Below are 24,764 nucleotides of genomic sequence, written 5' to 3' on the forward strand. Positions count from 1 at the left end.
CATTGACGCCGCGTGATGCCGGATACGGCTTCGTCGTTGTCACGACGCGAGTGGGGAACCGTTCTGTGGGTCATGTTGGTAATGTTCAGGTAGTCATACGGCAAGCCAATGTCGACATCAGTAATGCTTTGCGTCCGCTTCGCGCACTTTGCCGCGAAACACGTGGTACTGCATCGCGTTGTAGACGAGGATGATCGGCAGGATTACGACGGTGCCGACGAGTGCAAACAACTGGCTTGAATGGCTCGACGAGGCTTCCCAGATCGTCAGCGATGGCGGCACGATGTTCGGCCAGATGCTGATCACGAATCCCGTATAGCCGAGGAAGACCAATCCGAGCGTCAACAGGAACGGCGTTGCTTCGCGTTCGGTCCGTAGCGCTCGGACGATTCCCGCGACGCATGCGAGCACGAGGACCGGCACCGGCATGAACCAGACGAGATTGCCGCTGCCGAACCAGCGATGGGCGACGGCGGGCAGGCCGATCACGGTCCACAGGCTGACTACACCCATCACGCCGAGTAGCACGCCGGTCAGTGGCTTCATCAGCGAGCGCATCCTGCGCTGAAGTTCTCCTTCGACCTTGAGGATCAGCCAGCCGCAGCCGAGCGTTGCGTACGTGACCAGCACGCCGATTCCACAGAGCAGGCTGAACGGCGATAGCCAGTCGAACGGGCCGCCCGCGAACTGGTTGTTCACGATCCGGATGCCTTGAAGCAGCGAGCCGAGCACGATCCCTTGGCAGAATGCCGCGAGCGCGGAGCCACCGATGAACGCGAGATCCCACAGGTGTTGGGTGCGGACCGCTTTCGCTCGCAGTTCGAATGCTGCGCCGCGGAAGATCAGCCCGACTACCATCAGGATCAACGGCAGGTAGTTGGCAGGAAGCAGCGTCGAATATACGACGGGAAACGCCCCGTACAGATCGGCGCCGCCGAGCACGAGGAATGTCTCGTTGCCATCCCACACCGGAGCGATCGTATGGAGCATCACGTCGCGATCGCGTTTCTCCTCGAAGAACGGAAACAGCAGGCCGATACCGAGGTCGAAGCCGTCCAGCATCACGTAGAGAAACACGCCGAGCCCGATGATCGCGGCCCATACGACAGGAAGGTCGATCTGCATGGGTCACTCCGTTTCGGTAGTGTCCAGCGGTGTGGACAGGGCGCTTTTATGCAAACCGGGATGCCGGCGAACCTCGACAAGACCGGCTTTGGCCGTTGGCCCACGAAACATCAGCTTCATCATGTAATAGACCCCCGCGCCGAATACCAGGAAATAGACCACGACGAAGATCAGCAGCGACACGCCGGCTTGTTGCGCGCTGATGGGCGACACGGAATCCGCCGTACGCAGCACGCCGTAGACCGTCCACGGCTGGCGTCCGACTTCGGTCGTGATCCAGCCGGCAAGTAACGCGACGAGGCCCGACGGTCCCATGCACAGAACGAACCGCTGGTACCAGCGCGCTTCGTAAAGCCGGCCGCCGGGCCTAAGCAGCAGGCCGAGCAGGGCGGTCAGAAGCATCAGCATCCCGAGGCCGGACATTATCCGGAACGTCCAGAACACGATTGGCGAATACGGGCGGTCCTGCGGAGGGAATTCCTTCAGGCCGCGAATCTCGCCATCCCAGCTGTGCGTGAGGATCAGGCTGCCGAGATGCGGCACCTGGATCGCATAGCGCGTGACTTCGGCCTGCATGTCGGGCAGGCCGACGAGATTGAGCGCGGTGCCGCCTTTCTCGGTTTCCCACAGCCCCTCGATTGCCGCGATCTTCGCGGGCTGGTACTTGCGCGTATTGAGGCCGTGCGCATCGCCGACGACGATTTGTACCGGCGTCAGGATCAGCAGCAGCCGGAGCGCCATCGAGAAGCTGCGCTTGACGGGCTCGTCGCGACGTCCCTTCAGTAGATGCCATGCGCCGCACGAAGCGACGATGAAACCCGCGACGATGAACGCGGCGATCGCCATGTGGGCAAGGCGGTACGGAAACGACGGATTGAAGATGACGGCGAGCCAGTCGACCGGAACGATGCGACCGTTCCGAATCGCGTAGCCTTGCGGCGTCTGCATGAAGCTGTTCGAGGCGAGGATCCAGAATGTCGACACGAGCGTGCCGGCCGCGACCATGAGCGTGGCGAAGAAGTGTGCTCGCTCGCTCACGCGCTGCCAGCCGAACAGCATCACGCCGAGAAAGCCGGCTTCGAGGAAGAACGCGGTCAACACTTCATACGTGAGCAGCGGCCCGGTGATGTTGCCGGCGACGCTGGAGAACCCGCTCCAGTTCGTGCCGAACTCGTAGGCCATCACGACGCCCGAGACCACGCCCATGCCGAAGCCGATCGCGAAGATCTTCGACCAGAACAGGAACATGGCCCTGTAGGCGTTATCGCGCGTCACGAGCCAGCGCCATTCGAGCACGGCCAGAAAACTGGCCATGCCGATGCTGATGGCGGGGAAGATGATGTGGACGGAGACTGTGAACGCGAACTGTAGCCGCGCGAGATGAAGTGCGTCGAATATCTCCATCACCGCTCCGTCTCAAGTTTGAATTCACGTTCTTATAATCAATAGCAGTACGCAAAGTCAACGTAAATATCTGGATTGCAAAATTTGTACGATACGAGGTACGGGCCAGTGACGGCCGATCGTGCCTTATGCGAAGGGGGTTTCGCGAGTTTGCAGACTGACCATGACCGATAGGTTGTGATTATCTACAAATCGGTTTGTGTGAAATCACAGTATTGTGAAAGGCCACAATCGCAATATGATGTTTCACAGTTTCATCGACCGAATACCGCGATTACTATCAACAGCCGAATCGCGCACTGCTCATGCTGGGCCAGATGAGTACTCTCGATCAAAAGGCCGAAATAGGTGTCCGGCACCGGTAGTTGTGTGTCCGTCCGAGCCTCTTTCCGCAGCGTTGGTTCGATCGCTGAATCATCCTTGCGTCATGTCCTCATGCCGCTTTCGTTCGTTGCCTTGAGTAATTTGCCGATGCGTCTGTCTACCGCCCTGAGTTTCGTTTCGATCGCGGCCAGCCTGTTGCTCGAAGGATGTGCAGCCGCGCCGTCGGTTGCCGTATTCGGCGCGGCTTTTCCTGACTGGCTGTTCTGCATCGTTGGCGGTGTATTGGGGACGGCGATCGTTCACGTCGTGCTGGGCAAGCGCGGCAAGCGCGCACTGCTCGCGCCGCTGGCGATCAGCTATCCCGCGCTCGCCGCAGCGCTCGCGATGGCGTTCTGGCTGCTCTTCTTTCCCCACTGATCTCGCGTACCGTTATGTCCGACGCTTCCGGCGCATCGCGCAAAAAGTCCCTGCCTGCATGGCTCATCGTGATTGCCGCGCTGGTGTTGCTCGGCGTTGTCGTGTGGCGTCTCGACCAGTCGCCGACGACCGATGACGCATACGTCTACGCGGACACGATCAACGTCGTGCCGGAAGTCAACGGCAAGATCGTCGAGATGCCGGTACGCGACAACCAGCCGGTGAAGCAGGGCGACCTGCTGTTCCGGATCGATCCTCGGCCGTACCAGGACGCGCTGAACCAGGCGCGCGCACGGCTGGTTACGCTCGACAAGCAGATTGGGCTGACGCAACGCACGGTCAATGCGCAGCAGTACAACGCAGATTCCGTCAAGGCGGCGGTCGAACGCTCGCGCGCGCAGGCTGCGCAGGCAGCCGATACGCTGCACCGGATGGAGCCGCTGCTCGCGCCGGGCTACACGTCGGCGGAGGACGTCGACCGGGCGCGAACCGCGCAGCGCGCGGCGCAGGCGGAACTGAACGCGGCGATGCTGCAGGCGCAGCAGGCATCCGCAGCGGTGAGCGGTGTGGATGCGCTGGTCGCGCAGCGTGCGGAAGTCGAGGCACAGATCGCGATCGCCGAATTGAATCTCGAGTACACCGAAGTTCGTGCGCCGTTCGACGGACGGGTGGCTTCCTTGCGCACGACGGTCGGCCAGTTCGCTTCGGCGCTCAAGCCGGTCTTTACGTTGATCGACACGCGTCATTGGTACGTTGTCGCGAATTTTCGCGAAACCGATCTGAAGGGCATACGCGCCGGAATGCCGGCCACTGTCTATCTGACGAGTGACACCGGCAAACGCTTCGGCGGTACGATCGATTCGATCAGCTACGGCGTGCTGCCTGACGACGGCGGCGTGGTGCTGGACGGGTTGCCGCGCGTGGCGCGCAGCATCAACTGGGTGCATGTGTCGCAGCGGTTCCCGGTCAAGATCGCGGTGCGTGACCCGGATCCGAACCTGTTCCGGGTCGGCACCTCGGCGGTCGCGACCCTCAGGCGCGACGCTGCTGCACACGACACGGCACGGTGAGCGCGGCATGAGCACCGCGCAATTCTCGCCGAGCCGTCTGCAGCGCTTCGCGGGCTTCGTCGGCGGAGAGATTCGCCCGTACCCGGGGCGCATGAACGTGATGCTGCGCTGCGTGCTTGCCAGCGCAATCGTCATCGTTGCGTCGATGGCGCTGGAGGTGCCGTTGCTGGCGGTGTCGCTGATCGTGGTGTTCTTCGTGACGCAGGCGAACGTCGTGGTGACGCGCCTGATCGGCATCCTGTTCGTCGTCGGTTCGACACTCGCCGTCGGCAGTTCGATCCTGGTGTTCAAGTTCACCTACGACTATCCGCTGTTGCGGATACTGCTGGCGGGTGCGTTGTTCTTCTTCAGCGTCTACATGATGCGGGTGGCAAAGATCGGCGTGGTGTTCTTCATCGTCGCCATCATCGTCATTTACTCGCAGACCTTCGTCGATCGAACCGATCAGGCTGAACTGCTGGTACGCGCGGTGCTGTGGGTATGGGTCGCGGTCAACTATGCGATCGCAGTGACGCTCGTCATCAATACGCTGTTCCTGCCGGCGGAACCTGTGCATCAGCTTCGAGCGGCCCTGTGCGGGCAACTCAATGCCGTCGACTCGCGTCTGGCCGCGCTCGAACAGCGTGCACCGACGGTGGGTGGCCCAACGGCACGCGACATCCAGGTCGGTGCGCTGACGCTACAGAAATTGCTCCGCTTTGCGACGATGCGCGACCGTGTGTATCGCTCGAGCCAGGCATTGCATCTCGCCCGCGTGGCGACGGTGTCGCGCCTGTACGCGGCGGCGGGCCATCTGCCGGGCTCTGCCACGGGATCGGTGGCCGATGCGCTTCCGGTGCTGCGCGACGCCGTTCGGCGCCTGACCGAGGCAGCTGGGACGGACGCCCGTTTTGTTGCGCCGGACGCGCTGGCTGGACTGGCGGCGGAAGGGTTGCCGGGTGCGCTGGCAGAAATGCGCGACGCTTTGCTGATGTTCTCGGACCGGTCGGCCGCCCCGCCTGAAGCACAGTCCAAGGCCGAGAAGGAGCGCATGTTGGTGCCGGATGCCGTCACCAACCCGGTTTACGCGCAGTTCGCACTGAAGACGCTTATGGCGGCCATGTGCAGCTACGTTTTCTACGTCGCGACCGACTGGCAAGGCATCCATACGATGATGCTGACCTGCCTGATCGTCGCGCAACCTAGCCTCGGCGCATCCGCGCAGCGTGCCGTACTGCGGATCGGCGGCGCGGCGGTCGGCAGCGTGCTGGCGCTCGCGATGGTCGTCTGGGTCATGCCGCATCTGGACGGCATTGTCGGCTTGCTGATGATGACGTTGCCGGTGATCGCACTGGCCGCGTGGGTATCGGCGGGTTCGGAACGCATTAGCTACGCGGGTACGCAGATCATGTTTACGTTCTCGCTCGCCGTGCTCGAGCATTTCGGCCCGACCACGAATCTCACGGAAATCCGGGACCGGATGATCGGGATTCTGCTCGGCGTTGTCGTGTCCGCGGTAGCTCATGCGTTTCTATGGCCAGAGGCCGAGGGTGAGGCGCTGCGTCAGCGGGCGGCGAAGCTGCTGCGCCGGATTGGTACGCAACTTCGCTCGGATACGACCGGGCCGGTGCCGGTCGGGCTGTGGGCGGAACTGGGCGACAGCGAGGCAATGTCGGCACGTGTCGCGCTCGAGCCGGGCTGGCAGATGGCGGACGGCGAGCACGAAGGCCTGACCTTGCGGGTGCAGACCCTGCTGGCTCATACGCGCGAAATCCTGTTGGCGACCGATGCGTTCGGCGCGGAGCGGGATGCACAGCACCTACCGGCCGAGGTTGCTGTCGCGACGGCAGCGTTCCAGGCCGAACTGGCCGGTGCGCTGGACAGTTATGCAGACGCGCTGGTCGAGCACCCGTTGACGATAGACGCGCCATCGCGTGCATCGATTGCAGCTCTCTCGGATCGCTGCACGGAGGATCTGTCCGCCCGGCGGGGCGATGCGTCGCAGACGGCGTACGACCGACTGCTGACCCGCGCCGGCGATCTCGCCGGCCAGATAGCAGGGCTGCCCGCCTGGGCGCCAGAACCCGTCGCTTCAGTATTGACTTCCCGAGCTTCCCAAGCATGACCGATTCGTTGATTCGACCTTCCTGTTCATCGTTGCGCCGCATAGCCGTCGCGGTGCTGCTGTGCGGGCTGTCCGCATGTGCGCTGATTCGTCACGACACCAAGCCCACGACGACACTCGATCCGGATCGGATCCGCATCGCTGACGACATCCACCTGGCGCGGGACGGCTGGCCGTCGGCGCGCTGGTGGACGCGCTACGGCGATCCGCAGCTCGACGCGCTGGTCGGTCGGGCACTGGCCGATTCGCCGACGATGGCGATCGCGCGCACCCGCGTATCGCAGGCCAAATCCGACGTCGATCTCGTGAAAGCGGGGACCAATCTGCAGGTGAGCGCGCTCGGGTCGGTCGATCGGGAGCGCGTGTCGAGCAACGGCTTCTTGGGCGCCTATTCCGGCAATCAGCCGCTGCTGGGCGCGACCGGGCCGTGGTACACGGAAGGCATCGTTGGCCTGAGTGCAAGCCTCGATATCGATATCTGGGGCAAGCAGCGTGCGCAGGTCGAGGCCGCGCTGGGTATGCACAACGCGCGGGTGGTCGAGACTTCGGCGATCGAGCTGGAGGTATCCGCCGACATCGCGCAGCTCTACTACGGTATTCAGACGACCTATCGTCTCATCGGTCTGCTGGAACAATTGCATGACGTGGCTGCGTTCTCGATGGATGCGCACGCCGCACGCGCGGCCCGTGGGCTCGAGCCACAGACGCAGGCGGAACTCGCCCGCGCGCAGAAGCTGGCGACGGAGCGGCAGCTGGTGGCTGCTCGCGGGCGCATCGTGCAGTTGCGTGAAGCGCTGCGTGCGCTGCTCGGTGCCGGGCCAACGGATCTGCCGGAGATCACGCCCGTGCCGTTGCCGGAGCCGCCGTCGTCGCTGCCGTCGACGCTGTCGTATGAACTGCTGGCGCGGCGCCCGGATTTGCAGGCGATGCGCTGGTATGTCGAAGCGTCGTTCGACAAGATCGACGCGGCGAAGGCCGCGTTCTATCCGAGTTTCGACATCAAGGCATTTTTCGGCGTCAACGCGCTGCATCTGGGTGACCTGTTCACGCATGCGAGTCAGCAGATCAATCTCGTCCCCGGCCTTTACCTGCCGGTATTCGATGGTGGCCGACTCAACGCGAATCTCGGCAATGCGCGCCATGCGAGCAACCTGCTGATCCTGCAATACAACCAGTCAGTCCTGAACGCCGTGCGCGACGTTGCCACGACGGGCAGCCAACTGCAGGATCTCGACGCTGAAGCGAAGCTGCAGACGCAGAAGATCCAAGCCGTGACGTTTGCGCAGGACAGCGCCGATGCGCATTACCGTAGCGGGCTGGGCAGCCGCTTGACTGCGGAGGAAGCGAAGCAGGCCGTGCTTCTGGAGCAGGTCGCACTGCTCGATCTCGACGGTCGTCGGATCGGCCAGGACATCGCGTTGACCAAAGCGCTCGGTGGTGGCTACCGGTCGGATGCGCCGGTTGTCCTCAACCCGAGGTAATGCCGTTCATGTTCGAACAGTCACTACGATCGCCCGTTCGTGATGTGCCGCGTGAGGTCGACGGCTTTCGCACGATGATGGCCGTTCAGATCTCGATTCGGAACGTGCTGAACGACAGAATGCTGACGGCGCTCGGGGTTCAGTTCTCGCAGGGCAACGCGCTGGCCCATCTCGCGCGCAGCGAAGCGACGTCATGCCAGGAGCTTGCGAAGTCGCTTGGCTGCGGAACAAGCCGCCTCACACGACTTGCCCAGGATCTGGAACGTCGCGGGCTGATCGTGAGGCGTCGGGATGGCCGGGACCGCCGCACGCTGAATCTGTCGCTTACGTCGAAGGGGCGAGAGATCGCGGAGCGGGTTCCGCCCGTCGTCGAGGAGGCCGAGCGGATCGTGCTGGGGCGATTGTCGGAGGAGGAACGGATGTTTCTCAGACGATTTCTCCGGCGAATCATTTGCGAGATCGAGGCATGAACGGTTACGCCCCGATTGCGCCATGCCAACGGACGCCGATGCGTGCGTCGTCGATCCGTGCTCCATGGCCCGAAACCTGTAGAGCGAGTGTCGCCACATGTCCCGCACTGCATTGATCGCTTGCCATACCTGCGACACGTTGCTGCGCAAGCTGCCGCTCGCCGGGAACACGCAAGCGCGCTGTCCGCGTTGCAATGAACTGCTTTACCGAGGCGGCGTTTCGAAGCTCGACCGCGTCTGTGCGCTCACGCTGGCCGCGCTGATCACGTTCGTGATCGCGCAGGGTTTCCCGATCCTAGAAATGAACGTGAACGGCATGCATGTGCAGACGACGTTGTTGGGTGCGGTGCGGGCGCTGTGGGATCAAGGTATGGGCATCGTCGCCGTGATGGTGTTCTGCGCGACGCTGCTGTTTCCGCTCACCGAGATGGCAGCGCTGCTGTACGTGATGCTGCCGCTGCGCGCCGGCCGCATTCCGCGTGGTTTTGGCACGGTGTTGCGCGCGATCGGATTGGTGCGCCCTTGGGGGATGATCGAGGTATTCATGCTCGGCATCCTCGTCACGATCGTCAAGATGGTGAGCCTTGCGCAGGTGGTGCCTGAAGCGGCGCTGTTCGCGTTCGCGGCGCTCACGCTGATGTTGACCGTCGTCGTGATGTTCGATCCGCGTGCACTGTGGGATCTGGCTGACGAACTGCGCGGCGACAACCACGCCGGCGACGAGGCGACGATCCAATGAGGACGACGACCGCTGCCCGTGAAGGCATGGCGAGCTGCCACGTCTGTGGCCAGGTTCAGACGCTTGCCGTCGATCGGCGTGAGGTGCCGGCCCATTGTGCGCGCTGTGGAAGCATGCTGCACCAGCGCTTCCCGAACAGCCTTGCACGCACCTGGGCGTTTCTGCTTGCGGCAATGATCCTGTACATCCCCGCCAATCTGCTCCCGATGATGCGTACGTCGTCGATCGTCGGCTCGCAGTCGGACACGATCATGAGTGGCGTGGTCTATTTCTGGGTGTCGGGTGACTGGCCGCTCGCGGTGGTCGTGTTCGTCGCCAGCATTCTCGTGCCGATGCTCAAGCTCTGCGTACTGCTGATCCTGGTCATCACCGCCCAGTGTCGTTCCACCTGGCGGCCGATGCAGCGCACCACGCTCTATCGGGTCGTCGAGCACATCGGCCGCTGGTCGATGCTCGACATCTTCGTCGTGACGCTTACCGTCGCGCTCGTCCACTTCCGGTCGCTCGCCGTCATCACCGCCGGTCCCGGCGCACTGGCGTTCGGCTCGGTCGTGATCCTGACGATGCTCGCGTCGTTGCAGTTCGATCCCCGTCTGATCTGGGATCCCGTTGAAATCTCTGGAAATCACCATGAATAGTCCGCAAGGCCCACAACGCGATTCCAATCCAGGTGCCGGCCAACCACCGACCATTGCCGATCCGGCGATCGCGAAGCGCGCCGGTTGGCTGCCGTCGCTCGTGTGGCTTGTGCCGCTGATTGCGGCGCTGATCGGCATCGGTCTCGTGGTCAAGTCGGTGCGCGAACGAGGCCCGGAAATCACGATCAGCTTCGCCAATGCGGAAGGGCTCGAGCCCGGCAAGACGCAGGTGAAATACAAGGATGTCGAGGTTGGCACGGTTGACGCGATCCGTCTTGCAAAGGATCTGTCGCATGTGCTGGTCGACGTCCGGCTCAAGAAGGAAGCCGAAGACTTCGCAGTGAAGGGGTCGCGCTTCTGGGTCGTGCGCCCGCGCATTGGCGCGACCGGCGTATCGGGCCTCGGCACGTTGCTGTCGGGCGCATACATCGGCGTCGACGCGGGCCGTTCGCAGGATAGCGAGCGCGCGTTCAGCGGCCTCGATACACCGCCTGCCGTGACGGGCGACCAGCGCGGTACGCAGTACACGCTGCGCGGCGATTCGCTTGGCTCGGTCGATATCGGCTCGCCCGTGTACTACCGGCGCGTGCAGGTCGGGCAGGTGGTCGGCTTCTCGCTGGACAAGCTCGGCACGGGCGTTACGTTCACGGTGTTCGTCAACGCGCCGTACGACCAGTACGTTCACGAAAATTCGCGCTGGTGGCAGGCGAGCGGCGTCGATCTGCGTCTCGATTCGAGCGGCCTGAAACTGAACACGCAATCGCTCGCCACTGTGATTCTCGGCGGCATCGCGTTCCAGTCTCCGGCCGATCAACCGCCTGGGGAAGTGGCTGCGCACGACACGGTATTCCAGCTGGCCTCGGACGAGGGGCAGGCGATGCGCGACCCGGACGGTGAACGCGTGCCGGTCGTGATGAACTTCAATCAGTCGCTGCGCGGACTCGCGGTGGGTGCGCCGGTCGACTTCCGCGGCATCGTGCTCGGCGAAGTGACCAACATCGGCATCGACTACGACGCGAAGGCGAAGAGCTTCAAGATGCCGGTGACGATGAATCTGTATCCGGAACGGCTCGGCAAGAGTTTCCGGGACGCGATTCGCAGCAAGGGCGAACCTGAGCGTCGACAGATCCTGCAGCGACTCGTCGAGCACGGGCTGCGCGGCCAGTTGCGCACCGGAAACCTGTTGACGAGTCAGCTCTACGTCGCACTCGATTTCTTCCCGACGGCGCCGGCCGTGAAGCTTGATGTCAGTCACGAGACTGTCGAACTGCCGACCGTGGCGAACACGCTCGACGAGCTGCAGTCTCAGGTGGCCGACATCGCGAAGAAGCTCGACAAGGTGCCGTTCGACCAGATCGGTGCAAATCTGAACAGCGCGCTGTCGAACGCCGACAAGCTGTTCAAGCAACTCGACACGCAGGTCGCGCCACAGGCGCGCGACACATTGTCGGCGGCGAAGCAGACGTTCACGGCCGCCGAGGCGACGCTGCAGCAGGACTCGCCGCTGCAGTCCGACGTGCGCGGCGCGCTGAAGGAGCTGACGCACACACTGCAATCGCTGAATGCGCTCGCCGACTATCTCGAGCGTCACCCCGAATCGCTGCTCAAGGGCAAGCCAGGAGATCAACAATGACGACACGCGTGAACGGTTTCTCGAGCGGCGCTGCGGCTGCCTTCGCCGTGCTGGCGCTCGCCGCGTGCAGCTCACCCCCCGCGAGGTTCTATACGCTGAGCCCGGCCGACGCTGCGGCGCCCGTGCACACCGCGCCCGCCAACCCGCCGTTCCTGATCGAGGTGCCGTCCGTCGGCGTGCCCGAACAGGTCGCGAAGAACCAGCTCGTCGTGCAGAAGAACGCCGCGCAGGTGGATGTGCTCGAGCAGGAACGCTGGGCATCTCCACCGGCCGACGAGATCCGTCGTGCGCTGTCCGATGATCTTGCCGCGCGGCTCGGCACGATCGATGTTGCGAACTCCGCATATCCGTCCGGAGTGCCCGTGTACCGAATCAGCGTGAACGTGCAGCGCTTCGAGTCGTGGCCGGGCAAGCGCGCGGCGGTCGATGCGGTGTGGAGCGTGCGCTCGCTCGCCACGCAGGCCGTGATGACCTGCCGCACGAGCGTCGCGGAACCGGTTGACGACGGCTACGACGCGCTCGTGGTCGGCCACCGGCGTGCACTCGCGGCACTGGCGAGCCAGATTACCGGGGGTGTCGAGGCGATGGAAGCGTTGCGTATCCGATTCGTGAAAGCGCCTGTCTCTGGACAATCCAGGGCGGTGAATCTGTCACAGGCTTCGACTGTGCCTTGCCTCAATTTATCGCGCTGAACGCGACCATCGGGCTGATGCCGCAAAGCGTGGCCCGGCTGTAGACGCCATGCAGGCGTGGCACGGGACCATGACGTGACGAAAGTACCGTCGATTTACCGGGCGATGCAATCGTAAAAGGGAGACGTTATGGACCGCCTGGTGGCTATGAAGGCCTTTGTTCGTGTGGTCGACTGTTTGAGCTTCACCACGGCGGCCAGACATCTGCATCTCGCGCCGGCCACTGTGTCGCGCCTCGTTCAGTATCTCGAAAAGCAGGCCAACGTGCGCCTTCTGAATCGAAGCACGCGCACCGTCAGTCCGACTGAAGAGGGCCGTGCCTACTACGATGCCTGCGTTCGCGTGTTGGAACAGATCGACAACATGAACGCGGAGGCTGCAAACGCCGGGTGCGCGCCGGAGGGGCGGATCAAGGTCGGACTTTCCTCCGCGATAGCGAAGAGTGTGCTGATTCCCGCGCTGCCGTCGTTGCTTTTGGCGTTTCCGAAACTCGATGTGGAGATGGCTATCTCCGACAACCCGTTCGATTTCGCAAAGGACGCGGTTGATTGCACGATCCATATCGGTACCGTACGGGAGAACAGCGTGATCGCGAAGGGAGTGGGATGGATCGATCGAATCATGGTTGCGTCGCCGGCCTATCTGGCGCGCTACGGTGAACCTCGTAGACTCGCGGAACTGAAAGACCATATGACCGTGGCAGCCGCATGGGATGACGGAACTGGACTGAAACCCTGGGAGGTCCATGTCGGCGGTAAGGCTGCGCCAATTGTGATGAAGAGCCGGATCATGGTGAACGACGCGGATGCGGTCATTTCGTGCGCGCTGGCAGGACTGGGCATCATCTCAGGCTACCGTTTTGCGCTCCGCTCCTATCTTGACGATGGCTCGCTCACGGAGATCATGCGAGGCAGCTTCGCGGAGGCGAAGCCGGTGAGCATCGTGTATTACCCGAATCGCCATATGCCAAACAAGCTACGCACTTTCATCGATTGGTTCAAAGCAGTATTCGAAGAGGCGATCGAGGATTCGGGTCATTCCCCCCGGTGATCCCGGGAAGCAGAAAACAAGTGGTCGTTGTTAGCTGTTGCCTGGGCTTCAACTGGCCCCAGGTGGGCTGTCGTTGCGTGCGACGACAATCAGTCGTCCGGGCGTCTATACGGAGAATAGCGAAGGCGGTTGTGGCCAAACGCCCTCGACACAGACGTATCGCGCGGGGATCCAGCAGTCCGACTTGCCGACGCTACGTCGCTCGGTGCCGGGACGGTGTTTCATCAGATTCCGCCGCTTCACCGCGATCGGCCAAGGTGACGCCCAGTGCGCTCTGGACAGCCTCGAATCGCGAGCTGACATTGAGTTTCTCGAAGATATTCTTCAAGTGCCACTTGATGGTCTCTGGCGCAACTCGCAATGCACGTCCGATTTCCTTATTGGAAAGACCATGAGCGATATGGCCCAGGATTTCGATCTCGCGAGAACTGAGCAGGTCTCGGGCCGTGCGCGATTGGTCGTCGCTCGTCGGTATCCACTGTTCTTCGAACGCGGCGAGCAGTCGATCCAGAAAGGCTTTTTGAATACCTGCAAGATCGGGCGTATCACGCGCCCATTTCCTGAGCAGGTGCAGCAACGGCTCGCCCTCGTCGACGAAGCTGCCGATCATATCGTTTGCCTGCGCATAGCGCAGTGCGTCTTCCAGTGCCTTGAATGCCGCGTCACACGTGTTGTTCTGCAGGAGCGCCAACGCGCGCAGTAGGGATATCCGGGCTTCGTGGTACTTCATCCCGGCCTGGGCTAGCGTGTTTCTCAATGCGTCGAGCCGCTCGACAGCTCGGCCCGGCTGACCAGTCGCAATGTCGAGCCGTGCCTTCACCTCGCACCAGCTTGCCCACGTGATGATGAAGCTGCCCATCGGCATCGGAATCTGCTCTGGCATGAGCGGATCGAGCGCATCGGCGGTTTCTCTTGCTCGATCGATCCAGCCACGCTGAAGACAGAGCCGCACGATGTCGGCATCGCACGCTGCACGCAAGCGCAGCCAGCTTCGGGTGATGGCGATTTCGGTCGCCTGTGTCAGGCAGAGCAAGGCAGACGCAATATCATTGCTCCTCGCATACAGTCGGGCAGCGGTACGACAGAAGTTCGACAGTGAGCCGAGCGGACACGCTTCCGCCGCGATGGTCGACCGGTCGTCGATCAACTGCCATGCGCGGGACAAATCGTTCTGTTCGTAGCAAACAGCAGCCAGATAGCCGGCTGGCACCGCTGCCGCCGCGGAGTTGCGGAATACGTTTGCTTCCGCATAAGCGATGGCGGAGGAGAACAACGCTTTGGCCTCCGCCAGGCGACCGCACACGAGCATGTTCAGCCCGAACATGCATTCACGATAGACGCTCGCGTAGAGACACTCGGGATCGTCAATCCTGGTTCCGGATCTTTCGAGCCTGATGTGCTCAACCTCGTCGAAGCGACCGGCGTAGATCAGGCCGAAGATGTGTGCCGTCTCCCCGATTCGCCTGACCCACGCCGACAGCGGCAGCGGCGAGGCTGCGACTTGTCCCCCAAACTCGAGCGACTGGCAGCTATCGTCTCCAAATCCGGAAATCGCTGCATCTACCGCAGTTAGCTCGATGGGGAGTGTCGAGTTCCGTTCGTCTTCCATCTGCGCGCTGTCAGTGCCGCAGTGCGTGAAGTCGGCCTTCACAGGCCGCAGCACATCGTCGGCTTCCGAGACGCGCATCAGAAACGCCAGCGCCCAGGCTTTGGCAAGCTGCAATCGAATTCTCGACTTCACCACCTGAGGTGGAAGTCTGCCGATCAAACCCAGCAACGCGCTGATGTCGCTACGATCCATCAACGTCATCGCGCAGCTTTCGACCCAGGTCGCTGCCTGTTGCGTCTCACCGGCAGCCAGGGCATGACGCACGGCGTCCTGCCATTGGCGCTTGTTCGCGAACCACTGACTGGCACGATGATGAAGTTTCGGCAGATCGTCGGGTAGCTGCCGGGCGGCTCGCCGTCTGAGCGCGTCGGACAGCAGCGCGTGATACCGGAACCATTGCCGTTCGTCGTCGAGCGATCGGATAAACAGGTTGTTCCGCTCCAGCCAATCGAGCTTTTCCCAACTGTGGGCGTTGGCTCCGATGATGGCATCGCACAATTCGGCATTCATGCGGTCGAGAATCGACGTTCGAAGCAGAAATTGATAGACGGCGGACGGCAGGCGCGTAAGGACGGCTTCGTCGAGATAGGCGTCGATGCCGAATCGGTTGCCGGTGAGATCTCGCGCTACCTTGATTGTGTCCGGTTCCCCCTTCAGCGACAGTGCAGCGAGCTGCAAACCTGCAATCCATCCCTCGGTTGCTTCGTGTAGTAATTCGACGGCGGAGCGGTCGAGCATCGCGTTGCCTGCGTGCGCGAAGAACGTTTGCGCATCGTCGGCTGAAAAGCGCAGGTCGGAAGCGTCGATCCGCAGCAGTTGGTCCTGGGCCTGGAATTGTGCAAGTGCCAACTTGGGTTCTCCACGCGCGCCGAGCAAGACGTGAAAATTCTCAGGCGCATAGCGCAATAGTCGTAGCACGACCGCGCATACCGCGGTGGATGTGAGACGGTCGAAGTCGTCCAGGATCAGGAAGACCTGTTTGCCGCAGATGGCGATTTCGTTGAGCAGAACAGAGATGACGATTCTGCTCGGGGTCAACGGATCCTTGCGCAGCAATTTTTCGGCTTGTTGCCCGACCCCCCGCGTACCTTGGCTCAGCGAAGCGACGAGGTAGGCGCCGAACTGATCGGGATCGTCATCGTCATTGTCCAGACTGAGCCAGGCGACGAGCTGGTGGCGCGCGCGTAGCACTTCGCACCATTCGGACAGCGTCGTCGTTTTTCCGAATCCCGCAGGTGCGGTAATCAGGGTAACCGTGTGTTCGGCCGCCGCGGCCAGCTTTTTCAGCAGCATGCGGCGCGACACTCGGCACCGCGGCGGACGCGGTGGCGCCATCTTCGTTTGTATTAACGAAAGATTCCAGATGTACTCGTCAGAATCGGTCGGTGACGTCATTGCAATCGGTGCGAAATTCACCTTGTCATGATAATAGGTGCCGTAGTCAGGACGGTGAGGGTTTTCCCACGGGAGGGGGGCGCTTACCTTCCTCCCCCCCGGTGTTCGGCTTCTAACCCCCCCTTCGCCAGGCACACGCGCCTCCCACCTACCCGTAGTCTTTCAGTCAGGTTCACGTCCACGCCGCTCGACAACGCGTTCATCGCATTGCGTCGTGCTGGTAGGGCGCGATTCGTCAGGTCAAGCGTTTCCCAACTGTCCGTCGAGGAATCAATGGTAGCTACCGCTTCGCTGATCGACCAATCGTCGTCGGCCTACGCCTATCCGCTGCTGATTAAGCAACTGTTACATACGCCCCTCGCGGTTAGCCCGGAGCAGGAGATTGTTTACCGGGGACAGGTGCGGCACAACTATTGGACGCTGCGTCACCGTATCGGGCAAGTGGCCAACTACTTGCAGGCATTGGGCGTAAGACCGGGAGACACGGTTGCTGTCATGGACTGGGACAGCCATCGCTATCTGGAGTGCTACTTCGCCATCCCGATGATGGGTGCCACGCTGATGACGGTCAACGTCAGGCTGTCGCCGGATCAGATCGCATACACGTTGAATCATTCTGGCGCGTCCGTTCTGCTGATCAATGCGGAGTTTCTGTCTGCACTCGACAAGATTCGCGGAGAACTACGTCACATCGATCGGTTCGTGCTGATTGACGATAGCGGAACGGTCGAGGTGCCCGCATATTTCGTGAACGAATACGAAGCGCTGCTGGAAGAAGCGTCACCGGAGTTCGATTTCGCCGACTTCGACGAGAACACGCGGGCGACGACCTTCTACACGACTGGCACGACGGGTGCGCCGAAGGGTGTCTATTTTTCGCATCGACAGATCGTCCTTCATACGTTGGCGACCATGGCTGCTCTCGCCAGCTCGCCGAGGCAGGGGCGCATCGATCGGGACGATGTCTACATGCCGATCACGCCGATGTTTCATGTCCATGCGTGGGGCATGCCATACATTGCGACCGTTCTCGGAATCAAGCAGGTGTATCCCGGGCGCTATTTGCCGGAGACGCTGCTGGAGTTGATTCGACGCGAGAAGGTCAGTTTTTCACACTGTGTGCCGACCGTCATGCAAATGTTGCTGACCCATCCCGCCGGAAAGGATATCGATTTGAGCGGGTGGAAAGTGATCATCGGCGGTTCGGCGTTGCCAACGGGGCTCGCCCAACTCGCGCTGGCGCGCGGCATCGACATTTTCGCGGGCTACGGCATGTCGGAGACCTGTCCGGTTCTGACCTTGGCGCAAGTCAAGACATCGATGCTCGATGACGAATCGCAGTCGGTCGATATCCGGACGAAGGCTGGCGTGCCGATCCCGTTGGTCGACCTGCGCATCGTCGATACCGAGATGCACGATGTCGCGCATGACGGCAAGACGCCTGGCGAAGTCGTCGTGCGCGCCCCGTGGCTGACGCAAGGATACCTCGACGACCCGAAGGCGTCCGAGACGCTCTGGGAGGGCGGGTATCTGCATACCAACGACATCGGGGTTGTCGACAGCGACGGGTATTTGCAAATCACGGATCGCATCAAGGACGTGATCAAGACGGGTGGCGAATGGGTGTCTTCGCTCGAGGTCGAGAGCCTGATTTCTCGTCATCCGGCTGTCAGTGAAGTTGCCGTCGTTGGCATCAAGGATGAGAAATGGGGAGAGCGGCCGCTGGCGCTGGTCGTGCTCAAGCCTGACGGCGTCGCGGACAAGAGCGCGATTCAGGAACATCTGGCCGAGTTTGTCGAACGCGGGATGATTTCCAAATATGCGATTCCCCAATCGATTCTGTTCGTCGAATCGTTGGAAAAGACCAGCGTCGGAAAGATCAACAAGAAGGCATTGCGCAGCCTGTACGCGAACGCGTGACCAGTCGGTACCCGCCAGGGTCGGCCTGCATGCCTGACATGGCGAAATCAAAAGAAGGCATTCACCGCTTCGTCTCGTCATGGACGGCGACGGTGAATCAGCCTGTAAAACTGGAGACGGAAGAATGACAACAGTGCTCGATTCGAGAGACTCGTACGTGGTGCCGTTCGTGCGGTGCTTCGCCCGGTGATGCGTCGTCGGCCGAATCCATTTCACTAACCTGCATCAGTTTGCAACGAGAGCGATATGACTGGCATAAGCGCGGGCCTCGACGGCATTCAGCAATTGATTGGCAAGGAACTTGGCGTGTCTGCTTGGGAACAAGTCGACCAGGCGCGTATCGACGCGTTTGCTCACTGTACCGGCGACCATCAGTGGATTCACATCGACCAAAACCGCGCCCGGCGCGAGAGCCCGGTCGGCACGACCATCGCGCACGGTTATCTGCTGTTGTCCTTGATTGCGCCGACTTCGTTCGAGGTCTTCATCAAGCCCGCCGGCGTGAGCATGGCGCTCAACTACGGGCTCGACAAGGTTCGTTTTCTGACGCCCGTGCCGGCCGGCGCACGTGTACGCAATCGCATCACGTTGCTGTCGGTTGACGACAAGGGCGCAGGCAGAACGCTGCTGGTCACGGAGAACGCATTCGAGGTCGAAGGCGAAACCAAACCGGCCCTCGTCGCGCAAGCGCTGACGATGGTGCTCAGGTAAGTCGGGAGCGAACGAATCATGGCGACTCGAAAGAACGATGACAGCGCGACACCTCAATCGCGCGACTCCCATGATGATCTTGGCGCCGCAGCAGCCGATCGCGTGCTGGGCCCGAATCCCTTTGTCGGCCTGCGTGGGCGGGATGTAGTGGTTGGCGCGAGTGAGCTCGCGATCGCCGCGGCCAGGAATCCGTCGCTGTTGCTTGAGCAGGAAGCAGCGCTCATCCGTGAGCTGACGGCCATCCTGATTGGCAAGTCCGACGTCGTGCCGGATGCGTCGGACAAACGGTTTCAAGAGCCCGCGTGGACGTCGAATCCGCTCTATCGAGCGGTACTGCAGGGACACCTTGCGTGGTCTCGTGCGCTCGGTCAACTGGTCGAGCATTCGGGGCTGTCCGGCAGCGCCCGGGAGCGAGCGCAGTTTGTCGTATCGATGCTGACCAGCGCGGCGGCGCCGACCAATACGTTGCTCGGCAACCCGGGCGCACTCAAGCGACTCATCGATACGGGTGGCGCGAACGTCGTCTCGGGTGTGCTGAATATGCTGAAGGACGTCGCGGTCAATGGGGGGATGCCCGCCCAGGTCGATACCGGTGCGTTCAAGGTCGGTAAAAATCTTGCGCTGACGCCGGGGGCCGTCGTGTTCCGCAACGAAGTGCTGGAACTGATTCAGTACAGTCCGGCTACCGAGTCGGTGCATGCGCGCCCGCACTTGCTCGTTCCACCTCAGATCAACAAGTTCTACGTATATGACTTGGCACCGGGCAGGAGCGTGGCCGAGTTTCTCGTGAAGCACGGCTTCCAGGTATTCATGGTCAGTTGGAGAAATCCCAAGTCTACCCAACGGAATTGGGATTTCGATACATACGTCAAGGCACTGATCGAGGCAATTGCGGCGATACGTGACATCTCCGGAGCCGAGGACGTCAATGTTCATGGCGCGTGTTCCGGCGCCATGACGATCTCTGCGTTGCTGGGGCATCTCGCGGCATCGAATCAGCCGCTTGTCAACGCGGCGACGCTGATGGTGGCCGTGCTCGACAGCCGTGCTGAATCGCAATTGGGGCATTTCATCGATGCCGATACGATTGCGCTCGCAAAAAAAGGATCGGCCGCGAAAGGTGTGCTCGAGGGCAGGGAAATGGGGCGCGTTTTCGCGTGGATGCGCCCAAACGATCTGATCTGGAATTACTGGGTCAACAACTACCTGATGGGCAATGCCCCACCGGTATTCGACATCCTGTACTGGAACAACGACACGACGCGATTGCCAGCCGCATTCCATGGCCGGTTGCTCGACATCTATGCGAACAACCTGCTCACCACGCCATCGGCGATGACCGTGCTCGGCACGCCGATCGATCTGTCGAAGGTGACCTGCGACAAATATCTGCTCGCAGGTACTACCGACCATATCACGCCGTGGCAAGGTGTGTTCAATACGTCGAAGGCGTTTGGTGGTGCGAATGAATTCGTATTGAGCTCGAGCGGACACATCCAGAGCATCATCAACCCGCCAGGAAACGCGAAGGCGAAGTTTCTTACCGGGAGCCATTCGGCCGAGGCCGCGGATGAGTGGTTGGCCGGAGCAACCAGCAACGCGGGTTCATGGTGGGGCCATTGGGCCGAGTGGCTGGAAGCCAGATCCGGGCCTAAGCGCGAGGCGACGGAAAAGCTCGGCAGCACGAACTACCCAAAACTTGACACTGCACCTGGACGATACGTAGTTGAAGGTTAGTGAAATCCTCGATTCTGATGATATTGCCTTTTTTTTGACCGCCACGGAGGTGAACCATGGATAACGCTTCTCAACTATTTGACGACATCGTCAAGCTGGTTAAGCAATACAACGTCCCAGGCATCCAACTCGATGCCATTCTGAGTTCGAGGCGCAAGGATCTCGAAGCGATGCTGGAAATCGGGAAGACGCTGCAAGGCGGTGGTCAGTCGATCGCGCAAAAGCAGGCGGAGATTCTGCGTACATCCCTCGAGGATTTGCGCAACGTGCTGACCGCGCAGACGAGCGCGGAGCGAGACAAGGTTGCCGCCGCGAACGAGACGATTCAACGCGCGTTCGGCAATGTCAGTGAACTTGTCCAGATCGCGCTGCAGTCGCAGTCCGCTGCATTCGACACGCTGCGTGCGCGGACGGAGGCAAGCCTTGCGGAGTGGCGCGCGTTGTTGCCGATCGATATCGGACGGCCTCAAGGAGGGAAGGAATGAGCGATCGCCATTCCAGCGGCACCGAGTCTCCGGGCGAAGCGTGTCGGATCGGGGAGGCGGAGGTCAGGACGCTGGAGGTGGACGGCCAGAGCCTGAAAGTCGTCATCCGAACGGGTTCGCTCGAGGGCGCACCGCTGTTGATCTTCAACGGCATCGGCGCAAACCTGGAATTGCTGGAACCCTTCACCACCGAACTCACGGGCATTGAGACGATCGCCTTCGACGTGCCGGGCGTCGGTGGATCGCCCGCACCGACCCTGCCTTACCGATTCTGGGGACTGGCGCGGCTGATCAACCGCATGATGCTGCAGCTTGGCTATGACGGGCAGATCGACGTGATGGGTATTTCTTGGGGGGGAGCGCTCGCGCAGCAGTTTGCCTTCCAGTTTCCGGGGCGGTGTCGGCGCTTGGTACTGGCGGCGACGTCTCCGGGCGTGCTGATGGTGCCGGGCAAACTGTCGGTGCTCAGCAAGATGGTGAATCCCCGCCGCTACTCGGACGCAAGATTTCTCGAACGGGTGGGTGCCGATCTGTACGGTGGCGCCTTTCGCGATCACCCTGAACGGTTGCGCGAACACGGCCGCCATTTGCGTCCTCCCCGCGGCCGCGGCTACCTCTATCAACTGCTTGCGGCCTGGGGCTGGAGCAGCCTGCCGTGGTTGCCGATGCTGAGCCAACCCACGCTGGTGATCGCGGGCAACGACGATCCAATCATTCCGATGGTGAATGCCAAAGTGCTTGCCACGATGATTCGGAAAGCGAAGCTGAACGTCGTCGATGATGGTCATCTGTTCATCGTCAATCGACCTCAGGAGATCGCATCGATGGTCCGGCAATTTCTGTCGGACGAGGGTGCGCCGAGCCCGCCACTGCCAGCCCCGCACAAGGACGAGTAGTGACAGTGTTATCAGGACGTGCACGGGAATTGCAGAACGATGCGCGGCAACAAGGGTGTTAATGAAAATAAAGATCGGAGTTTGGAGGATCAGGATGAAATCGACATGGCGTCAGGGAGCATTCGCTTTTTGTGTTGCAGGATCGCTGGGGGTAACGTCCGGAACGGCGCATGCGCAGAGCAGCGTCACGCTATACGGCGTGGTCGACGCGGCGCTGCTGTATACGAGCAAATCCTTGAATACGCACACGGGGGCAAATGACGGCCACAAGTTTGCGATGATCGACGGGGCTGCGTCGGCGTCGCGATTCGGCATGAGAGGCGTCGAAGATCTCGGTGGTGGAATGAAGGCGACCTTTGTTCTCGAGAGCGGCATAGATATTTCGAATGGCGGCTTCGGTAATTCGAACGGCAATATGTTCGGCCGTCAGGCGTGGATCGGATTGAGCGGAGATTTCGGGACGGTCAAGGCCGGTCTGCAATACTCGCCATTCGTGCTATCGTTGATTTCGACTGACCCGCGTGATATCGCATATTTTGGCAGCGGCGCGGTCCTATACGTCGACAACGTGCTGGTCACGGGTCTATTCAATCAGAATGCCGTTTCCTATACCAGCCCGGTGATTGCAGGCTTTCAGGGAAGCGCGATGTTCGGACTTGGCGGGAAGGCGGGGGACTTCCAGTCGGGAAGGCAATATTCAGCCAGTCTGAAATACCAGTCCGGCGGGCTCCTGGTTACGGCCGCGCTTTATAGCGGTAACGCGGGCGGCACGGCAGGTACGCCGATTCCCAGCACCGTGCCGTTTACCGGACGGACCATTGGCGCCGCGTATAGCTTCGGTAATTTGACCGTTAAAGGGTCATATGCGCTCTACAAAGTGAGTGGGTCGTTTGATAATCGGGTGTATGGAGCCGGGGCGAGCTACACCATTACACCTGCAGTCGAAGTCGACGCGGGTGCCTGGTTCACGAGCGACGGCAACGATACGGGGAATCGTTCGATCCTGGCCGCGACGGGGTTGAAGTATTTCCTGTCGAAGGCGACGACCATTTATGGACAGGTCGCGATGGTCCATAACCACGGCCAAATGAACACGGGACTGTCGATTAATGGTGCTTTGCACGAGGTGCCCGGAACTTCGGTGGGTACCACGGTGGGCCTTCGCCATACCTTCTAGGTAAAGGTGCAGGGTCCTGACGCCGCATAAGTGTCGAATCGCGCTGCGTCCATCGAATATGTGGTCTCGATGGACGTCTGGCCGCCTTTCCTACCCGCTTCCAGCTGGTGACCGTCCGTAGAAATTCTGCTTCGTGTCTGAGGATGGCTGGCGCCGGTCTAAGCAAGCAGCGGATTCGCCCTCGTGGGACGGACACGCCAGCGTGGCGACCAACCGTACGTGGTAATACTTTGCCTGGAGTTCTACGCGCTTGAATGATGTTTTCTTGCACGCGGCGTGCTATTTGCTGTGCGCGGACGGATACCGGCGCGGAGTCAGGAGCTTATCTCGGCGTGTCTTAACCCCCGCGCAGCTGTCGCAGCGTTGCACTGTCTGGTACGCACCCAAGCCGGTCAATGCCCGTTGGGCACGGTGGCAGCGGCCCTACACTGGGGGGCAGTGGGTCGAATTACGCGCGTTGATCGATGCGTTAGCCTATGCGGTGGGCATTGAGGATAACCAGCTATAACGCTCGTGTTGCCAGGGGATTGGCGTCCACAGGGCGTCGAAGGACGTCTCCTACGGCTGCAGCGCCCATGCAGGAACGCCGGCGTCAAGCACCTCACTGCGGTTCGCGAGATAGAGCTGTTGCGCGCGCGGGTTGCCGGATGCGTCTGGGGAGTAGTCAACATGCCAATGACGTAAAAAATATCCCACCAGGCAGGCACGAAGCGTGACAGTCTTGGCGCCGCCTTTCATGTCATAGTCGGCATATGTAGTTTCCGGGTGAAGGGCCCGGGGATGTGGGGTAAGACGTAATACTATTTCGGTGTTCCAGTCACGATCTATTGACAAGTCGACATCAGAACTGCCACGTTCCTCGACACTCGCGAATCGCGTGAGCCCGAAATCCCGAAACTCTTCCTTTTCGTGGTCGAAACACCGAATGTGCCAGCGTAGGCCGTCATTCACGAGAGCTAGCGGTGAGAGTTTTCGGGAGTGAGATCCAGTAGTTAGTGAGGTGTACTCAGCAATAACAAACTGTCGCTGATCGATAGCGCGGGTGAGAGTCGCAGCGATATCCAGCGGAACCTGACGCTTGATGCTTGTGCTTACCCAACCAGGGATTCGCTTTGTTCTCGAAGGATCGAAATCGACAGCGCCGTCGCCCGCTAACGCATGCAGAGCCTGCTCGACGTTGTGTTCGAAGTATGGCTGTCCGCCGTCAAAAACGTAGCATTTCCGGCGCAGGTCGTATCTCAGCACCGAAGGGGCTAGCTCTGCATAGAGCGATAGGTCCTTGGTTGCAGCAGGCTCGCTAATCCCGAACCGGAAAGTCAGGTCCTTCCTGCTCACTTGTCCAGAAAATAGGGCCAGAAATTCGATGTAGTACAGCCGCTCGCGCTGGGTGTCTCGGGGCAAGTTCATATAGGTGTTCCTCCGCACCGCATTGTAGGCCAAGATTGATTTTATGTCGTCGCTTAAAATACGTGGTCATAAAAAGTAGTTGCATTTTCCTTTCGCGCCGATAAAATGGTTCCGTCGGCCGTGGATGGCGGTCGATCAGCATCGAGAGACGCTGCCGGCGATCTATCAGGAAAAGCGACTATGAGCGAGCATGACCAGAAGGGCGCGCACGAACAGCGCGGCCATGAAGACGGTTCCAAGCACGGTCACCATGGTGACCACGCGCATCACGGCCATCATG

At 61.1% G+C, this 24,764-nt stretch carries 20 protein-coding genes; 16 read left to right on the forward strand and 4 right to left on the reverse strand.

Annotated elements, in window-relative coordinates; translation table 11 throughout:
* Window positions 1–117: 117 nt before the first annotated feature.
* Entirely contained in the window at window positions 118–1,125 is a 1,008-nt protein-coding gene (gene cydB, locus U4Z31_RS31780; RefSeq protein ID WP_321812417.1) for a cytochrome d ubiquinol oxidase subunit II, read from the reverse strand.
* 3 nt (window positions 1,126–1,128) lie between these two features.
* Window positions 1,129–2,529: a cytochrome ubiquinol oxidase subunit I gene (locus U4Z31_RS31785; protein ID WP_321812418.1), complete on the reverse strand. Its 1,401-nt coding sequence runs from the start codon at window positions 2,527–2,529 to the stop codon at window positions 1,129–1,131.
* A gap of 420 nt (window positions 2,530–2,949) precedes the next feature.
* Here U4Z31_RS31785 and U4Z31_RS31790 point away from each other — a divergent pair, with 420 nt between their 5' ends.
* The 10 genes from U4Z31_RS31790 to U4Z31_RS31835 all read left to right on the forward strand — a co-directional run bounded on the left by U4Z31_RS31790 (window position 2,950) and on the right by U4Z31_RS31835 (window position 13,147).
* Entirely contained in the window at window positions 2,950–3,270 is a 321-nt protein-coding gene (locus tag U4Z31_RS31790) for a YtcA family lipoprotein (protein ID WP_234621197.1), read from the forward strand.
* Window positions 3,271–3,284: 14 nt separating this feature from the next.
* Window positions 3,285–4,340 carry a multidrug transporter subunit MdtN gene (mdtN, locus tag U4Z31_RS31795; protein ID WP_234621196.1) on the forward strand — a complete coding sequence of 352 codons (1,056 nt, stop codon included), beginning with the start codon at window positions 3,285–3,287 and terminating at the stop codon, window positions 4,338–4,340.
* Window positions 4,341–4,347: 7 nt separating this feature from the next.
* Window positions 4,348–6,444, forward strand: a complete 2,097-nt coding sequence (mdtO, locus tag U4Z31_RS31800; RefSeq protein ID WP_321812419.1) for a multidrug efflux transporter permease subunit MdtO — start codon at window positions 4,348–4,350, stop codon at window positions 6,442–6,444.
* On the forward strand, window positions 6,441–7,925 hold the full coding sequence (locus U4Z31_RS31805; RefSeq protein ID WP_321812420.1) for an MdtP family multidrug efflux transporter outer membrane subunit: 1,485 nt from the start codon (window positions 6,441–6,443) through the stop codon (window positions 7,923–7,925). The genes mdtO and U4Z31_RS31805 overlap by 4 nt, the downstream gene beginning before the upstream one ends.
* Before the next feature lie 8 nt (window positions 7,926–7,933).
* Window positions 7,934–8,395: a MarR family winged helix-turn-helix transcriptional regulator gene (locus U4Z31_RS31810; protein ID WP_321812421.1), complete on the forward strand. Its 462-nt coding sequence runs from the start codon at window positions 7,934–7,936 to the stop codon at window positions 8,393–8,395.
* Window positions 8,396–8,492: 97 nt separating this feature from the next.
* Entirely contained in the window at window positions 8,493–9,134 is a 642-nt protein-coding gene (locus tag U4Z31_RS31815) for a paraquat-inducible protein A (RefSeq protein WP_175689078.1), read from the forward strand.
* Complete coding sequence (locus U4Z31_RS31820; protein ID WP_175689079.1) at window positions 9,131–9,772, forward strand: paraquat-inducible protein A; 642 nt, start codon at window positions 9,131–9,133, stop codon at window positions 9,770–9,772. Before U4Z31_RS31815 ends, U4Z31_RS31820 begins: the two co-directional genes overlap by 4 nt.
* Complete coding sequence (locus U4Z31_RS31825; RefSeq protein ID WP_234621191.1) at window positions 9,765–11,405, forward strand: intermembrane transport protein PqiB; 1,641 nt, start codon at window positions 9,765–9,767, stop codon at window positions 11,403–11,405. Before U4Z31_RS31820 ends, U4Z31_RS31825 begins: the two co-directional genes overlap by 8 nt.
* Complete coding sequence (locus U4Z31_RS31830; protein WP_321812422.1) at window positions 11,402–12,097, forward strand: PqiC family protein; 696 nt, start codon at window positions 11,402–11,404, stop codon at window positions 12,095–12,097. Before U4Z31_RS31825 ends, U4Z31_RS31830 begins: the two co-directional genes overlap by 4 nt.
* A 129-nt stretch (window positions 12,098–12,226) precedes the next feature.
* Complete coding sequence (locus U4Z31_RS31835) at window positions 12,227–13,147, forward strand: LysR family transcriptional regulator (RefSeq protein WP_321812423.1); 921 nt, start codon at window positions 12,227–12,229, stop codon at window positions 13,145–13,147.
* A gap of 193 nt (window positions 13,148–13,340) precedes the next feature.
* On the opposite strand, the gene U4Z31_RS31840 is transcribed toward U4Z31_RS31835, so the two are convergent.
* Window positions 13,341–16,049 carry a LuxR C-terminal-related transcriptional regulator gene (locus tag U4Z31_RS31840; RefSeq protein WP_321812424.1) on the reverse strand — a complete coding sequence of 903 codons (2,709 nt, stop codon included), beginning with the start codon at window positions 16,047–16,049 and terminating at the stop codon, window positions 13,341–13,343.
* Window positions 16,050–16,424: 375 nt separating this feature from the next.
* Here U4Z31_RS31840 and U4Z31_RS31845 point away from each other — a divergent pair, with 375 nt between their 5' ends.
* From U4Z31_RS31845 to U4Z31_RS31870, 6 genes are all read left to right on the forward strand, one after another.
* Complete coding sequence (locus tag U4Z31_RS31845) at window positions 16,425–18,071, forward strand: fatty acid--CoA ligase (protein WP_321812425.1); 1,647 nt, start codon at window positions 16,425–16,427, stop codon at window positions 18,069–18,071.
* Window positions 18,072–18,317: 246 nt separating this feature from the next.
* Window positions 18,318–18,782, forward strand: coding sequence for a MaoC family dehydratase (locus tag U4Z31_RS31850; protein ID WP_234621186.1), 465 nt, complete (start codon window positions 18,318–18,320; stop codon window positions 18,780–18,782).
* Window positions 18,783–18,800: 18 nt separating this feature from the next.
* The gene (locus tag U4Z31_RS31855) at window positions 18,801–20,519 is read left to right on the forward strand and encodes an alpha/beta fold hydrolase (RefSeq protein WP_321812426.1); all 1,719 of its coding nucleotides are present in this window, start codon (window positions 18,801–18,803) and stop codon (window positions 20,517–20,519) included.
* 56 nt (window positions 20,520–20,575) lie between these two features.
* Entirely contained in the window at window positions 20,576–21,004 is a 429-nt protein-coding gene (locus tag U4Z31_RS31860) for a phasin family protein (RefSeq protein WP_175689087.1), read from the forward strand.
* A complete protein-coding gene (gene phaZ / locus U4Z31_RS31865) occupies window positions 21,001–21,900 on the forward strand; it encodes a poly(3-hydroxyalkanoate) depolymerase (protein WP_321812427.1) in 900 nt (299 codons plus the stop codon). The genes U4Z31_RS31860 and phaZ overlap by 4 nt, the downstream gene beginning before the upstream one ends.
* A 94-nt stretch (window positions 21,901–21,994) precedes the next feature.
* A complete protein-coding gene (locus tag U4Z31_RS31870; protein WP_234621182.1) occupies window positions 21,995–23,077 on the forward strand; it encodes a porin in 1,083 nt (360 codons plus the stop codon).
* Between the two features lie 558 nt (window positions 23,078–23,635).
* Here the strand turns inward: U4Z31_RS31870 and U4Z31_RS31875 are convergent.
* The gene (locus tag U4Z31_RS31875; RefSeq protein WP_321812428.1) at window positions 23,636–24,484 is read right to left on the reverse strand and encodes a WYL domain-containing protein; all 849 of its coding nucleotides are present in this window, start codon (window positions 24,482–24,484) and stop codon (window positions 23,636–23,638) included.
* Between the last annotated feature and the right edge of the window lie 280 nt (window positions 24,485–24,764).

This window comes from Burkholderia sp. BCC1985 (genome assembly GCF_905339915.1).
GTDB lineage: Bacteria > Pseudomonadota > Gammaproteobacteria > Burkholderiales > Burkholderiaceae > Burkholderia.